This window comes from Halosolutus sp. DAT137 (assembly GCF_059736405.1).
In genome coordinates, this window is sequence record NZ_JCAQID010000001.1 from 50,699 (window position 1) to 66,503 (window position 15,805).

Annotated in this window: 11 protein-coding genes; 2 read left to right on the forward strand and 9 right to left on the reverse strand. The window is 64.1% G+C overall.

Annotated features, from left to right (window positions below; genetic code table 11):
• Positions 1-127 precede the first annotated feature (127 nt).
• From AC6I6L_RS00260 to AC6I6L_RS00280, 5 genes are all read right to left on the reverse strand, one after another.
• The gene (locus AC6I6L_RS00260) at positions 128-469 is read right to left on the reverse strand and encodes a ferredoxin (RefSeq protein WP_497915708.1); all 342 of its coding nucleotides are present in this window, start codon (positions 467-469) and stop codon (positions 128-130) included.
• A 58-nt stretch (positions 470-527) separates the two neighbouring features.
• Positions 528-1,505 carry an oxidoreductase gene (locus AC6I6L_RS00265; protein WP_497915709.1) on the reverse strand — a complete coding sequence of 326 codons (978 nt, stop codon included), beginning with the start codon at positions 1,503-1,505 and terminating at the stop codon, positions 528-530.
• A gap of 85 nt (positions 1,506-1,590) precedes the next feature.
• Positions 1,591-1,896 carry a HalOD1 output domain-containing protein gene (locus tag AC6I6L_RS00270; protein WP_497915710.1) on the reverse strand — a complete coding sequence of 102 codons (306 nt, stop codon included), beginning with the start codon at positions 1,894-1,896 and terminating at the stop codon, positions 1,591-1,593.
• Positions 1,893-2,744 carry a DUF7344 domain-containing protein gene (locus AC6I6L_RS00275; protein WP_497915711.1) on the reverse strand — a complete coding sequence of 284 codons (852 nt, stop codon included), beginning with the start codon at positions 2,742-2,744 and terminating at the stop codon, positions 1,893-1,895. The genes AC6I6L_RS00270 and AC6I6L_RS00275 overlap by 4 nt, the downstream gene beginning before the upstream one ends.
• 153 nt (positions 2,745-2,897) lie before the next feature.
• The gene (locus tag AC6I6L_RS00280) at positions 2,898-3,416 is read right to left on the reverse strand and encodes a peptidylprolyl isomerase (RefSeq protein ID WP_497915712.1); all 519 of its coding nucleotides are present in this window, start codon (positions 3,414-3,416) and stop codon (positions 2,898-2,900) included.
• A gap of 186 nt (positions 3,417-3,602) precedes the next feature.
• Between AC6I6L_RS00280 and AC6I6L_RS00285 the strand changes: the two genes are divergently transcribed.
• A complete protein-coding gene (locus tag AC6I6L_RS00285; protein ID WP_497915713.1) occupies positions 3,603-4,574 on the forward strand; it encodes a succinylglutamate desuccinylase/aspartoacylase family protein in 972 nt (323 codons plus the stop codon).
• A gap of 7 nt (positions 4,575-4,581) precedes the next feature.
• On the opposite strand, the gene AC6I6L_RS00290 is transcribed toward AC6I6L_RS00285, so the two are convergent.
• From AC6I6L_RS00290 to malA, 4 genes are all read right to left on the reverse strand, one after another.
• The gene (locus tag AC6I6L_RS00290) at positions 4,582-5,343 is read right to left on the reverse strand and encodes an SDR family NAD(P)-dependent oxidoreductase (protein WP_497915714.1); all 762 of its coding nucleotides are present in this window, start codon (positions 5,341-5,343) and stop codon (positions 4,582-4,584) included.
• Between the two features lie 157 nt (positions 5,344-5,500).
• The gene (locus tag AC6I6L_RS00295) at positions 5,501-6,577 is read right to left on the reverse strand and encodes a PAS domain-containing sensor histidine kinase (protein ID WP_497915715.1); all 1,077 of its coding nucleotides are present in this window, start codon (positions 6,575-6,577) and stop codon (positions 5,501-5,503) included.
• Between the two features lie 229 nt (positions 6,578-6,806).
• Positions 6,807-9,251, reverse strand: coding sequence for a glucosylglycerol hydrolase (gene gghA / locus AC6I6L_RS00300; protein ID WP_497915716.1), 2,445 nt, complete (start codon positions 9,249-9,251; stop codon positions 6,807-6,809).
• Positions 9,248-11,143, reverse strand: coding sequence for an alpha-amylase MalA (gene malA / locus AC6I6L_RS00305; protein WP_497915717.1), 1,896 nt, complete (start codon positions 11,141-11,143; stop codon positions 9,248-9,250). Before malA ends, gghA begins: the two co-directional genes overlap by 4 nt.
• Before the next feature lie 176 nt (positions 11,144-11,319).
• On the opposite strand from malA, the gene AC6I6L_RS00310 reads away from it, so the two are divergent.
• Positions 11,320-15,804: a DUF7997 domain-containing protein gene (locus tag AC6I6L_RS00310; protein WP_497915718.1), complete on the forward strand. Its 4,485-nt coding sequence runs from the start codon at positions 11,320-11,322 to the stop codon at positions 15,802-15,804.
• Position 15,805 lies beyond the last annotated feature (1 nt).

Here is a 15,805-nt window from a genome sequence, read left to right on the forward strand (position 1 = left end):
ATGTCGCTGCCGCGATCGCCCGACGAAAGCGAGCGGGCCGAAGAACCCCCAACGGAGGTGACGACGGCTTCTGGCGGAGCTTTTGCCAGTGAAGCGAGCGCTCACGAGAATATGCGGCCGGCACCCGTTACCAGTCGACCGAAAGCGTCCCGTCGCCGTGTGGGTCCGGGGCGATCTCCTCGTCGGTTCGTCGATCGACGACGTGGATGCAGCCGTCGTCTTTTTTCGCGGGACAGACTTCGGCGGCGCGGACGTTGTGCTCGAGGTCTTCCTCGGCGATGAAGTACTCGGTCGGCTTGGCCATTCCGGACGCGATCGACATCTCCCAGTTGTCGCTGACTTCGGCGCACTTGCCCGCGCCGAAGCACTTGTTCGCCTCGAAGATGATCTTGTAGGGCTTTTCTTCGATCGGCGGCGCGTCGGTCGAGCCGATGTCGCTCGCACGCTGAATCCCCTCGTCGTCGCTCATTACGTACCCCTTGGCCTGTGTCACCTTTCGCGTTACGATCGATCGCCGTGAGTCGGGATCAGTGTTCTATCTCGAGGTCAGGTTCCGCCTCGGTCGCCGGCACCGGCAGGTCGTACTCCACCTCGGTCAGTTCGACCGATCGATCCCAGAGGCGGCGAGCCGTCGCTTCGTCGGAGGAGCGATCGGACGACGCCTGCCGTTCGGGTGAGCCGCGCATGTTCATGAGTCCGCCGGGACCGTAGTAGGCCCCGCCCTCGGCGTCGGGGGCCGTGGCGGCGTACAGCGTGGGGAGTGCGCCCTTCGCGGCCGACTGGGCGAGCAGGCCGTTCGCGAGCCGGCGAGCGGCGAGACGGAACCACGTTCCTCGACCCTCCACGCCGCGAAACTGCAACTGGGTGTCGGCGTAGCCGGGGTGGACGGCGAGACTCGAGATGGGCGCGTCGGCGGTCCGAAGCCGCCGTTCGAATTCGTACGCAAAGAGCAGGTTCGCGAGCTTTGACTGGCCGTAGGCGTCCCACTTGCCGTACTCGCGCTCGTGGTGCAGATCGTCGAAATCGATTTCCCCGCGTTCGTGCATCGCACTCGAAACCGTGACGATGCGCGACTCGCGATCGGCCGTGTCGGCCCCGTGACGCAAGTTCTCGAGCAACAGGCCGGTGAGCGCGAAGTGACCGAGGTGGTTGACGCCGAACTGCGTCTCGAATCCGTCCTCGGTCTCCCGTCGCGGGATAGCCATCGTCCCGGCGTTGTTGATCAGGACGTCGATCGGTTCGTCCCCGATTCGATTCGCGAACGATCGAACCGACGCGAGACTCGCCAGGTCGCAGGGTTCGACGCGAAGGTCGGCGTCGGTGACGTCGCTGCGGATCTCCGCTGCTGCCTTCTCGCCGCGATCGGTGCTTCGGCAGGCCATGACCACGGTCGCTCCCTTCCGAGCGAGTTCACGGCTGGCTTCGAGTCCGATACCACTGTTTGCGCCCGTAATCACGATCGTCCGGTCCGTCTGGTCCGGCACGTCGGCGGCTGTCCAGCCCATACTCCATCTACCGATGCGGCTCGTAAGCGTGTTTCCCCTACGACGTTCCGGGCGTTCTGCCCCGCCGGCACGAAATTTCGCCGTTTCAGCCCGTTTCCCCGTCCTCTCGGCGCACGTGAACCGTCTCCGAGGTCGCGGTGACGGTACAGTCGTTGAACGCGATCGTCACCGTTGCGTCGACCCCGTCTCGGCCGGCGAGCGTCCCGTCGATCGCCTCGGGGTCGACCACGTCGTAGAGCGGGTCGAGATCGAGAATCGTCATACCGGTGGCGCTCGCGACGGCTCGAACGATCGTCTCGCTCGGCGAACCGTCCTCGATCGCGACTGTCAACTCGGCGGTCTCCGAACCGTTGCGGTCGGTTCCGCCATCGGTTGGTGTTCGGTCGGTCATGTGTCGTAATTCGTGTTCGAGAGAAAGCGTTCGCTCTGGTAATCGAGGTGGTCGAGTCGCGAGCCGAGCAGTTCCCTGACGAGGACCATCAGCGGATTCGTCTCGCCGCGTCCGATCATGGCCGTCTCCGGCGCGTTCTCGTCCGCGCTCGGCTCTTCGAGCATCCCGAAGATGACCGTCTCGCGATCGGCGACGATGAGCCGATCGATCCGCGGATAGGTCGACGGGTCATTCAACCAGTCCAGTTGCGGTTCCCAGATGGTCGCCTCGGGCAGATGGTGGCGGAAGAACTCGCGCACGTCCGGGTTCTGCGTCCCGATCGAAAAATCGATGCCGCGCCCGATCGCGCGTTTCGCCTGGGGGAGACACCCTTCGTCGAGGAGGTCGTCGGAGGCGTACATGAGAAACAGTTCGCGTGTGGCTTCGTCCGCGAGGCGGCGGCCTGCCTCGTAGACGCTCTCTCGCCCTTCGATGATGCCGACGGCAGGACCGTCGGTCGCCTCGTCGCTGCGAAACTGTGAGAGCATCTCGTCGATCCGCTCGAATCCCACCCACTCGGGATCCACGCTCGCGTAGGTGGCAACGGTAACGACGTTTTCCCTCCGATCGTACGTTACCAGCCCGTGTTCGTCGAGTTTCGGTAACCGATCGTGATGCAACGCGATGAACTGGCGTTCGAGTTCGGTGTCGTAGGCAGCCGCGTCGACGATGGCGGTGTCTCGTTCCACGAGATACTCGGCGAGTTCGCGGACGGTGAGGGGGCGATCGACGTCGGTGAGGTGCGCCAGTATCGCTCGGTTTTGGGTCTCCGAGAGCAGACGAGCGATCCGTTCCTCGTGTGTCCCCATTGGAACATTACACGGGTCCTACAAAGGTATAGTTTTGGTGCGCTCGCACCGGTCAGCCGGCGGTTTTACCGCCGGTTTCGGGTCGGGCGTCGGTTTCGCTCGCTCGAGAAATCGTGAGCGGCGATCGCAGTCCCCGCGGTTCGGGAGTCGAGACTACTCGTAGTTGACGGAAACGGACTCGAGGACAACGTCCTCTCGCGGTTCGTCGTTTCGGTTGGTGGGGACGCTTCCCATCTCACGAACGACATCCATCCCGTCGGTCACCTTGCCGAAGACGGAGTGGCGATCGTCGAGGTGTGGCTGGGCGTCGAGGGTGATGAAAAACTGCGAGCCGTTCGTGTTGGGACCGGAGTTGGCCATGCTCAAGACGCCCTCGTCGTCGTGGCGAAGCTCCTCGTGGAACTCGTCGTCGAACTGGTAGCCGGGACCGCCGCGGCCGGTTTCGGTGGGGTCGCCGCCCTGAATCATGAAGCCGTCGATGACGCGGTGGAAGGCCACGTCGTCGTACAGCGGTTCGCCTTCGACCTCCTCACCCGTCTCGGGGTCCTCCCAGCTCTTGCCGCCCGTCGCGAGGCCGACGAAGTTGTCGACGGTTCGCGGCGCGCGTTCGTCGTAGAGTTCGACCTCGATGTCGCCTTCTGTCGTGTGCAGGGTCGCAGTTACGTTGCTCATACGTCAAGAAGGGCGGGCCGCCTCAAAACGGTAGTGGTCTCGCGCGAACGGCAGCGGTCTCGTCGATCTGGACTGTCACGTCCCGTCTTCGGGCGGCCTTCGCCGTGGCCAGTTCTTTCGAATGGGGGGTCGCTACCGGATATCGCCCCCCGCAGCTACATACCGACGGAAGTGGTACGCCGAGCCATGAGTGGTGGGACCCACGGCGTCGACTCGGTGACGCTCGCCAGACTTCCCTCCGGCGTCGAGATTACGACCGCAGTTCACACCTACCGCGGGCCGACGTCCGGCCCGACGCTGTACGTTCAGGCCGCCCAGCACGGACGCGAGATCAACGGCACGGAGACGCTCCGTCGGTTTCACGATCGCCTTCCGCTCGACTCGCTCGCCGGTACGGTAATCGCCGTCCCCGTCGCGAACCCGCTCACGTTCGATCGGGTAACGTACACGACGCCGGAGATACTCGACAGCATCAACCCGAATATGAACCGAGTCTGGCCGGGCGACACCGACGGGACCTTACACCAGCGCATGGCCGCCCGCCTCTGGGAGTACGCGAACCGCGCCAACGCGATCGTCGACCTCCACACCGGGAGTCCGGATATGTACCCACACGTCGTCTACCGCGATGGCGACGCCGCATCCCGCGAACTGGCAGCGGCGTTCGGAACGGACCTCCTGCTTTCGGAACAGTCCCACGACGATGCCTCCGAAGAGTGGCACCGCCGCGAGTTCGACGGCAAACTTCGGGTCACCGCCGCCAGCAACGGGGTTCCCTCGATCACGCCGGAACTGGCCCACAACAAACAGATCGTCGAGGACGCCGTCGAACTCGGCGTCGAGGGACTGCTCGACGTCTGTCGATCGCTCGAGATGCTCCCTGGAGACGTCCCCGATCGGGAACAGACGATCGCCCGGAACCACCTGGGACAGGTTGGGGCGACCGATTCCGGTCTTTTTCGACCGTCGCCATCGCTCGAGGTCGGGCAGGTCGTCTCCGACGGAACGACACTCGGAACGGTGTACGACCCGACGACGTACGACGCGTTGCAGACGGTCTCGGCAGACCGAAGCGGTCTCCTCTATGCGCTGACCAGGGAGGCGACGGTCGTCGCGGGCGACCAGCTCGCGAGCGTGGCGATCGTTCGAGAGCGGTAGCCGGAAGTTAGCAGGTCGAGAACCCACCGTCGACGACCAGCCCGTGCCCGCTGACGAACGAGGCGTCTTCGCTCGCGAGAAAACAGATCGCGGACGCGACCTCCTCGGCCTCGCCCAGTCGTTTCAGCGGGTACTCTTCGGCCATCGCCTCGCGGGCAGCCTCCGGATCGTCCTGCATCGCCAGGTATTGCTCGAGCATCCTCGTGTCCGTAAAGCCCGGACAGACCGTGTTGGCGCGCACACCGTAGGGACCCGCTTCGGCGGCGATCGCGCGGGTTAGATTCAACACTGCGGCCTTGCTCAACGAGTACGCGGCCTGTTTGGGCAATCCGAGGATGCTCGCCAGCGAGCCGACGTTGACGATCGATCCGTGGCCCTGCTCTTTCATGTGCGGAAGGGCGGCGTGACAGCCGTTCCAGACGCCCTTGACGTTGACGTCGATGACGAAATCCCGCATCGAGTCGTCGGTCTCTTCGAGCCGCGAGGAGGGGTGTCCGGTTCCGGCGTTGTTGACGATAACGTCGAGCCCGTACTCCTCGGCGACCGTATCGACGACGGCGTGAAACTGCTCGCTGTCGGTTACGTCGAGATCGTAGAACTCGGCCGTCCCGCCGTCTGCTTCGAGTTCAGTAGCGACCTCCTGCCCGCCGGCGCTGTCGATATCGGTCACGATCACTCGCGCGCCCTCTGTGGCGAAGCGCTCGGCCGTCGCGCGTCCGATTCCCGACGCCGCACCCGTGATCAGCGCCGTCCTGTCTTCCAGTCGCATACCACTGCCATCGGTGGGGTGTCACATAAAATCGTTCATCAACACCCTCGACTTTCTCTACTGTGTTCGGCTAATATGGTGTGTTGGTAAACGATGGTAGTCAATTCTCGATCGCGACCATCCACGGCCGGGACGTCCCAGTCGCACGAACCGTCCGTCAGCCGCTAGAATCCACGGGTGGGGCCGTCGTCGGGAGGCGAACGCTCACGACCGTTCCGCGAGGGTCGTTCCTCGAAAAGGAGATCTCGCCGCCGAGCGCCTCGATACACCACTTTATAACCCAGAGTCCGACGCCAGAGGCATGCGAGACGGTGGAGATCTCATCCTCGTTCCGGACCGCTTCCAGTTCGATCTCGGGAATGCCGGGGCCGTCGTCTTTGACGCGGATTTCGACCTGCGTCTCCGAATAGGTCGGATCTACCTCCACGGTGATTTCCGGGTGCTCACGATCGCTGTGCTCGATCGCGTTCTCGATCGTATTCGTTAGCGCGACGTCGATTCCCTCGTTAGCGTGTATCCACACGTCTCCCGGTGTCCGGACGGAGATCTCCGCGCGAGGATATCGCTCGCGCATCTCCTCGGCGACGTCTTCGACCCGCGCGACCACCTCGGTCGGTCGCCGTTCGTTCGCTTCCGGATCGATGATCTGTTCGAGACCGCTGACGGACTCGCTGATCGTGGCGACGTCCTCGGCAGTCTCGGAGATGATCCGTAACTGCGCTTCGTAGTCGCGGTTCTCGATCGCCAAGCGGAGTTCCTCGGCGTAGCCCTCGATGAGGTTCATCTGGTTTCGCAGATTGTGCCGAATAATGCGATAAAGAAGTCGAAGCCGACGGTCCTGATCTTTGTACGTCGTGATATCCCGCTGTTCGGCCAGCACGTACGGATCGTCGTCGACCGTGATCCGCCGCAGGCGGACCTGTATCCAGCGTAATTCTCCATTTGCCCGCTTGACGTGCCACTCGAACGTTTGCGGATCACCATCCGCGGCGGCACGGATGAGCTCGACCGCTCGCTGCTGTGAGAACTCGTCTGCACCCGCGCTAAAATCCTCGACGTCTAACTGCAGAAACTCCGCCGGATCGTAACCGTACAGCTTCGAAGCACTCGAATTTATATCGCAAATTGCTCCAGTTTTCGGATCGTGTACAATGACGCTAATATCTACTTCGTTAAGTATTGGCGGCACGATCCCTGCATGATTCCCCATAGTCGCAACTCGAACTGCAGTCATAGTAATCTGACTATCTCGGAAAAATAGACGTAATTTATGATATCATTCTAACCGTTGTCGGGAGTCGGTGGCGAAAGCGTATCGTCCACAACAATTTCTATCCCTTTTTGTTACTCTTCCAGTTCGGGGTTTCCGTGGGCGCGATCGGACGACCGTCGACGCAACTATCCGGTTGTCGCTCTGGGCGTCGAACCGTCCGCCGAACAAACCAGGTCGATCGACCGGCCGGTCAGTTCGACCGCGTGAAGACGACGACGTCGCTGTCAGCGACGGTGACGGGGTCGTCGACGCGGGCCTCGGTGACGCCCTCCGTCGCGAGTGCGAGTTCCCAGCCGTCGCCTGCGTCTGCACCCGCATCCGCGAGAAGTTCGGACGGAACGACGGTTTCGGAGCGTCCCTCCATGTTCGCGGCGAACAGCACGTCCTCGTCTCCGTCCGGCCCGTGGCGCAGTCCGTAGTAGAGCACCGTCCCCTCGGTGGGGTGGTGGTAGTCGAAGACGTCGTCCTCACGAAGGTCCTCACGAAGCCACGATCGATCGTGGCGGAACGCCCGGACGCGTCGATCGAAGGCGGTTCGTTCGGGGTCCTGGTCGCCCTCCCAGTGGCGCAGGTTGCAGTACTCTTCGAGATCGCGCATCCAGGCGAGGGCGAACGCGTCGAGGTCGTCGGCGGTCAGTTCGTCGTCGCCCAGCGGCGGCGAGAGCGTCGCGAGAACCGTCGCCATCGTCTCGAGGTCGTAGTTCGTGACGTCGACGGCCGAGGCGAGGGCGTGGACGAACTCACAGAGTTCGTCGCGATCGTCGAAGCCGAGATCCTTGAGTCGCGAGAAGTGGGCGGGATCGTCGTACCGCTCCTCGGAGACGTGCCAGTTGACGAAGTACGCCGCCTCGCCGACCACCTTGACGTTCCAGGCGTCGTCGGTGTCGCGAATGAAGTCCCAGGGGGCGCGCATGTTCGCGTTGAGGAAGTCCATCGGAACGCCCGGCAGGAAACAGTAAAAGAGCGCGTTCGAGGCGGGGTTGTTGTACGCGCGCTGGATCGTCTCGGGGAGCGTCTCAGCGAGATAGGGGTTTTCCTGCGTGGCGTTCCACGCCTCGCCGATTTCGACCTGTGCACCCCGGCGGAGCGTGTCGTGGTTGGCGACGCCGGAGATCCACTGACTTCCCATGTCGGCAACTTCGCGGACGCGCCACCACTTCGTCGCCCAGAACGTGAGGATCGCGGGCGTGTTGTGTGCGAAGGTTACCGGTCCCCACTGGAACGAATGGGGATGCTGATCGATGAGTTGGCGGTACGTCGAGGCCAGTTCCCAGTCTTCTTCGGGCCAGGGGCGGCCGTCCTCGAAGATCATCCAGGGCCGGTACTCGGTGCCGGCGACCTCCTGGGTGATGGCGTCCATCGACGCCAGGAACTCGTCGTCGTGCCACTCGGATTCGGTCTCTGGGTCCCAGTTCGTAAAGTCCTGTGCGCCGTCGACCCGGATCCCGTCTGCCCCCCAGTCCATCTTTCGGCGCTGGAGTTCGAGCAAGATCGCCCGCACCGTCGGCTGGGTGTAGTCGAGTTCCTGCCCGTACATACCCGGCCCCTCGAAGTACTGTTCTGCGAGCAACGGAAGCGCCCCGTTGTCCGCATGGCCGAGTGCGATATCGAAGACGACCCGCATCGGCTCCGGCAGGGTGTGTAGCGTCGCGATGAAGTCTACGAGTTCGTCAGGTCGTCCGGTCTCGAGCACCGCGGGATTGATCGCGCCGAACCCGGAGATCACGATGTCGTACCCCCAGTTGCTCATGTCGGGGCTCCGGAACGTGACCTCGATATCGGTCGATTCGGCTTCCGCTGAACCGGTTTCGACCTCGAAGCGATCGCCCTCGACTTCGAAGTGATCGGGCTGATAGTCGCCCTCCGCGATCGGGGCGATCGGCATCAACTGGACGCCGTCGTAGCCCGCGAAGTTCCGCTCGGCCGGCGTCAGTTCCTCGCCGGCGCGCTGCTTGCGGCCGATTTCCTCGAACCGGCGGGCCAGGCCCGCGAGCGAGCCGTCGTCGGTCGCACTGCGAGGATGGAGTTCGAGCATGTTGGTCGCCGGCTCGACGCGGGGCAGGCCGTCGTCCTCGCTCGTCTCGATTCGCTCCGCGCGGGTGCCGAGAGCCTCGAAATAGTCTCGATCGTCGCGCACCGCATCGAGGTGGTCGACATCGTACAGTTCGGCGGGTGCGTACGCGCCGAACGGCACCGAGTACGCGAGCGGATCGGTGAGCGTCTCCCACCCGTCGTCGTCGCGGTAGGTGAGGCGGTACAGCGAACCGAGTCGATTCCGGCCGCCGGCCTGTATTCCCGAAACCGCAACCCAGGTGTACTCGCCGGATCGCCGGGTCGGGACGCGATCGTATCGGACCGAGAGCGTCTGTTCGTCGGCACCCGGATCGGCGTCGGCCGGCGGCGTGAATACTTCGAGGTAGACGTCTTCTTCCGGAACGCCGTTTGCGCCGATTTCGGGCGTCCAGAACCCGAACTCGGCGTGATCCTCACACCAGTGTCCCCCCAGTTTCGGGACGATCTCCCGTGCGCCTTCGAACGGGTCGTCGCGTGCCTCGAGCGTCTCTGCACACCACGTACAGAGTTCGTCGGTCCGATCGTCGAGGACGACACACCCCTTGCCGGAGGTTCTGCTCATCGGGACTCACCCGACGGCGACGCTTCGAGGACGACGCAGCTCTCGACGGACAGCGTGCCGTCGTCGCGACCGACGTCCGTGCCGGTTCGCAGATCGGTCGTCGACACGGACTCGCCGTGAATGTCGACGGTCGCCGCGACCGGGCCGAAGTTCAGGACGACGACGCTTCGCTGACCGTCGGCTTCGCGAGCGTAGGCGACCACGCCCTCGTGTTCGGCGTCGATCTCGACCGGCTCGAAGGCCCCGTTGCGGCTCAGTTCCGGTCGCTCGTCGCGGAGTCGGATCAGCGATCGGTAGTGGTCGTACAGCTCCTCGTCGGCGTCGTCCCAGTCGATCGGACTGCGGCGTTCGGTCTCCCCGATCTCCTGGCCGGCATACAGCAGCGGCGTGCCGGGCAGGGTGAAGATCGCGCCCGCAGCGGCTTCGGTCTGTGGACGGCCACACTCCTCGACGTAGCGCGTTTCGTCGTGATTTTCGATGTACTGGAGGAACGCGGCGTGGTCGGGGAAGCCGATTTCGGTGCGCTGGGTGATGGCGTTCGAGACGGCGTCGGCCGTCATATTCGCCTGGCCGATCTCTCGCAGCGCGAAGTACAGCGTCGTATCGAAGTGGATATCGAAACAGCCCTCGTGGAAGTCCGGAATGTATGGGATCGTCTCGTCGAGCAACAGGAACTCCGAGTCGTGTGCGCGAACGCGATCGCGGATCTCCTGCCAGAAGTTCGTCGGCACGGCCCAGGCCATGTCACAGCGGAAGCCGTCAACGACGGGTGCCCACTCGTCGACGACCTCGAGAAGGTGTCGTCGCACAGTGAGGTTTCTGAAATTAAAGTTCGCGATGTACGGCCAGTCGAAGTACGTCGCCGGTTCGTTCGCCTCTTCGTCTTCCCACTCGTACCAGTCTCGGTACTCGGGGTCGTCCTCGAGTGCCCGCTGGTAAAATTCGTGGTCGCGTGCGGAATGATTCAATACGAGGTCGAACAGGACTCTGATTCCGTGGTCGTGACAGGCGTCGACGAACGCCTCGAACTCGGCTCGCGTGCCGAGGTCGTCGGCGATCGAGAAGAAGTCGACGATGTTGTAGCCGTGTGGGAAGCCGTCGTGCTGGAGGACCGGTGACAGCCAGAGGCAGTCGATGCCGAGTTCGACGAGTTCCGGAAGTCGGGCCTCGAGCGCCTCGAACGTCGGTTCGTCTTCCGGCGCGAACGACCGGAGGAACACCTCGTACAGCGTGATGTCGTTGCTCCAGGCCGGCGGGTCGTAGAGCCTGTCGACGACGATGTCGTCGTCCGTTCGCTCGATCGCGACGGCGTCTGCGACGCTGTGAGCGGTTCCGACGGCGACCGCGTGAACGCGGCTTCGGTCCCCGATCGCGTCGGGAGCGATTCGCGCTGTCTGCCCCTCGACGGCGATGTCGGCGGTGTCGAGCGGGTCACGGTCGTCGGCGACGAACTCCACGTCGAGTTCCTCGCCGGGCACGTCGCTTTCGGGTGCAGAGCGTGCCGTGGCGTCGAGGACGACTTCGCCGTCTTCGAGCCGCCCGTGAAGCTGGATTCGCGGTCGATCCCCCCCTTCGTCACTGCCTGGTTCTGCGTATCCACCGGCGAATCCGTACTCACCGGAGCCTCCCTCGGGGGTCGTCTTGTTCCGGGATTCCGGGAACGCCCGAATCGTCAGTCGGTGTTCTCCGCTGGGCCCGTCGAGTGCGAGCGTATACGTCCCCGGTGCGTCGGGTACGAACTCGAGAACGGGATCTGTTCCGAGCGTCAGCGTGCTCTCGGCCGGTGCGTCGACGATTCGCCAGTCGTACGTTGCCGCCGGATCGGGATTCCGAGGTGCGAGGTCGACCGCGTCCCCGACAGCGGCGAACTGTGGTGGTCCAGGATGCTCCATCAATGATTAACAACACGTGTAGTACTACTTTGTCCTTTCCATCCAGTACTACTCTTTCTGAATAGTAGACCTGCTGTCACAAGGACAAAAATATTTACAATAGGTGTTGTAATTCAGTATATCGTCACGAGGCAGTTGCGCCCACTGGGGGGACGGTAAACGCACACGATCAACACATGAATATGCGAACGACACTCAACGAGTACAAACACGACTGTAGAGCGCAGGACCGACATCCCGGCGAACGCCGGTCGACTAACGGACACTTTACCGGCGACGACGGCCGTCTCGTCTACGTCGATCGATCCGGGATGATCCGAGATTATTCGAAGGGAACGCTCGGACTGACCGGTATCGAACACTCTCGTCTCGGCATTCAGATCGGGGACGACCTCACCTGGTTCGACGAGATGGAGACGATCAAACAGGAGTACGACGACGAGACGACGATCGTCATCACCGAGTACGACGCCGGTTCCATAACGCTCCGTCAGTACGATTACACGCTCGAACGCGCCCACTTTACCCATCTCGAACTGCGTGGGGCGGTCCCGGAGCGTGCGAAACTGGTCGCGGCACTGACGTTCGCGCCGGACGGCCAGGACCGCAGCGTCGGCCAGCTCTGTCACGAGGACGTCGTCGAGGTGTTCCACCACGACGAGCACGATTACGTGACCGCATCGACCGGTCTCGAGGACGTCGCCGGCCGGAAAGTCGGCGGCTTCGACGAACTGCTCGAGGACGAGCCGGTGCCCTATCCCGGCGACGTGAAAGCGACCGACGACCTCTCGGACACGATCGTCGTCGCTGCTCCTCTCGACGACGAGGGCGACCTCGCACAGACGACGCTCGTCTCGCTCATCGCGGATCATTCGGAAACAACGCGTGCGGACGCGCTCGCACACGTCCGGGCGTTTGCCGACCACTACCAGACCGACAGTCGGATTCGCAATCGAGCCAACGCCCACAGCACCTTCGAGGTACCGGACCATCCGCACAAGGCGCCCGTCCACGACGACTTGCGGACGCTGTCGCTGCTCACCGCACCGACCGGTGCCCGAATCAAGGGCCCGGAGTACGACCCGTATCACGTCTACACCGGCGGTTACGGCTACGCCTGGTTCCGCGACGACGCCGAAATCGCGAGCCATCTGCTCCAGGTCGACGAAACGTTCGACATCGGTCTCACCAAGACCCACGCCGATAGCGTCGCGTTCTACTGTGAGACCCAGCTTTCCGATGGCACCTGGCCACAGCGCGTCTGGGCCCACGACGGTTCGATCGCCCCGGGCTGGGCACACGATCGGGTCACCGGCGACGGGCCGGAGTTCCAGCTCGACGCGAGCGCGAGCGTCCTCGCGTTCCTGGCGACGTACCTTCGGACGCAGTCGCTCGATCCGGACAAGATCACGATGATCGAGGACACGATCGAGAGCGGTGTCGACGGCATCGTCGACTGCCTCGATCCGGACGGGCTACCCGGCACCTGTCAGTGTCTCTGGGAGGACGAACTCGGTCGGTTTACCCACACGGCCGCGACCGTTCTCGAGGCGTTTGCAGCCGTCGCCCGTGCACCCGTCGACGAGGAGATACAGGACCGAGTCGAAGAGCACGCCGCGGCGATCTACGCGGATCTCGACGATCGCTGGACCGATCGGGGCGTCTTCGCCCGGAAACCGGGAGACGACGGACTCGACGTGGGCACGCTGGCGCTCGTCAGCGCCCACCGCGAGTACGCCGCCCTCGTCGGTGGTATCGCCGCCGACCGACTCGATCGACTCGAGAGCCACGTCGAAACGACGATCGACGGACTCGAGCGCACCCCGGAGGACGCGGTCTCCGGACTCGCTCGTTACGAGGGTGACGAGTGGCGACGTGACGACCAGGCGGACTCGAAGGTCTGGCCGCTGTCGGTCGGCTGGGCTGCCCACGCGAGCGTCGAACTCGCGGAACTGCTCGAGGCGGCAGACCGGAGCGAGGAAACGATCGACGCCTGGTTCGATCGAAGCCGCGGGTTGCTCGAGTTGATCCTTCCGGGCGGCGAACTCGCCCATGAGTCGGGATACATTTCCGAACAGGTGTTCGACGACGGCACCGGAGACAGCGCGACGCCCTACGCCTGGGCCCACGCGCTCCGATCGGCCACTATCGCCGCGTTGCAGGAGGCGGGCGTCACTACCGACGCGAGCATGATCTCCGGGCCGGCCGCCCATTCGACGTGGACGACCGGCGAGACGTACGGAATCGGGACGGCTTGCGATCACGGCTCCGAGGACCCCTCGCGCGTCTGGTTTACGCTCACTGAAGGCGCGATGACCGAACCGCGGTTCCCGCGCATCGACCTGATGAACTTCCGTACCGTCGACTTCCTCGTCGTCGACGCGGACGACGACTCGACGTACACCGCGCGGACCCACAACGAACTGCGAACCGACGACGCACTCGAGAGTCTCGATCGGTCCACGGAGATGGTCGGCACCGACGCGCCGGTGTACCGACAGACGATCACCGAGACCGGCCGCGACGGCCACGAGTGGCAGCTCATGGTGGAGTACGTCACCGACCCGGATCAGGATTCGATCCTCCTGAGCGTGAACTTCACCGCCACGGACGGCAACCAGTACGACATCTACGTCGTCGGGGACGCCGCGCTCTCGGGCTACCTCCGGGGAACCGGTGCAAACCGCGTCGAAGACGGCGACGGCTACGCGCTGACCGCCCACGAAACGGGCGAGGCCGACGATCCGTCCGTCGTCGACACCGAGGGGGAACCGTACAGCGTCGCCGCCGCGCTTACCTCCCGTCGCGGCTTCGACTGGGCCACCGCCGATCGCTCGTGGTCGAACGAACTCGCACAACTGTTCGTCGATGGCGAATCGATCGATCCGAGCGAGGAGACCGGTCCCGGACACAGCATCCTCGTCGGCCGGCTCGGGAACACCGTTAGCTCGATCGCGGACACTGTCGCGCTCGGGTTCGCTGAAGACGGCGACACCGAGGCGGCGCTCGACGATGCCAACGCCACGCTCGATCGGGGCTACGTCGATGTCCGCGACGAGTACGTCGACGGCTGGCAGTCGTACCTCTCCCAGTTTACGCTTCCCGACTCGGTCGCGGAGACGCCCAAACTCGCAGACCAGTACCGGGCCGCGATGATGGTGCTCAAAGCCGTCGAAGACAAGACGTTCATCGGTGCCGGCATCGCCAGTCCGTGCGTTCCCTGGGGCGACGCAGAGAACGCCGAACACCCCCGAGACTTCGGCTACAACTTCTCGTGGGCGCGTGACCTCTATCAGGTGTTTACCGCGCTCCGGGCCGCCGGCGACGTCGACAGCGCCCGCGAAGCCCTCGAGTACATCTACGACTACCAGCAACGGGACAACGGCTTCCTGCCACAGAACACCTTCCTCGACGGGCGCACCCGCTGGGGCGGCGAACAGCTCGACAACATCTCGTTCCCGTCCGTGATGGCCTACCAGCTCACAGACCACCACGGCATCGACTTCGCGGACGTCGACTACGACTACGACAACGTCCGTCGCTCCGTCGAGTACCTGCTCCGATCGGGCCCACACAGCGGTCAGGAGCGCTGGGAGGAAGAGGCCGGATACTCACCGAGTACGATCGCCGCCGAGATCGCCGGCATCGCATGTGCGGCTCCGCTGGCTGACGCGGAAGGCGAACGCGCCGACGCGCTCACCTACCTCGCCCACGCCGACGACTGGCGAGTCCGCGTCGACGACTGGTGTGCAACCGAGACCGGAATCGATCGGTACGATCAGACACCGTACTACGTTCGCGTGACGCGAAACGGCAATCCCGAGGACGGGATGCGCCGCGAACTCGCCAACAACGGTCCCACGCTCGACGAGCGAGCGATCATCGACGCTGGCTTCCTCGAACTCGTCCGACTCGGCATCCGCGATCCCGACGAGGCGGTCATCGAGAACTCGGTCTCGGTCGTCGACGAAACGATCCGCGTCGAGACGCCACACGGTCCCGGCTGGTATCGCTACAACGGCGACGGCTACGGCGAAGTCGGGGAAGGCGAACCCGACGAGGGCGCGCCGTGGACGCTCGAGGCACAGGGCAGCGGCCGGCTCTGGCCGATCTTCACCGGCGAACGCGCCGAGTACGAACTGATCGCCGGGACCGAGGAGGGACCGCTCGCGCCCGAAAACATGCTCGAGACGATGTGTGATTTCTCGAACTCCGGGCGGATGATCCCCGAACAGGTCTGGGACCGGGAGTACCCGACCGAGTACGGCTGGGAGTTCGGTGAAGGAACCGGCGCGGCGACGCCGCTGGCCTGGAGTATGGCCCAGTTCGTCCGCCTGGCACACGCGATCGATGCGGGAACCCCCGTGGAGACGCCGCGGTTCATCGAGGAGCGCTACGACGGTGGCGCGCCAGAATCCCCGTCGCTCTCGATCGACGAGGTTGCGGTCTCCGAGGACACCGCGACCATCACCGGGACGAGCGACGGAGACGAACTCATCTGCTGGCTGCCCGACGGCCACGAAACCGCCGCTATCGAAGACGGCGAGTTCGAAGCCACCCTCGACATCGAGGACGCGGACTACGTGCAAGTGGTCGCGGCGACCGACGCCGAAGACCTCATCGACGTCGGCACCGCCCTCGAAACGGTGTGGGTGAGCTGAC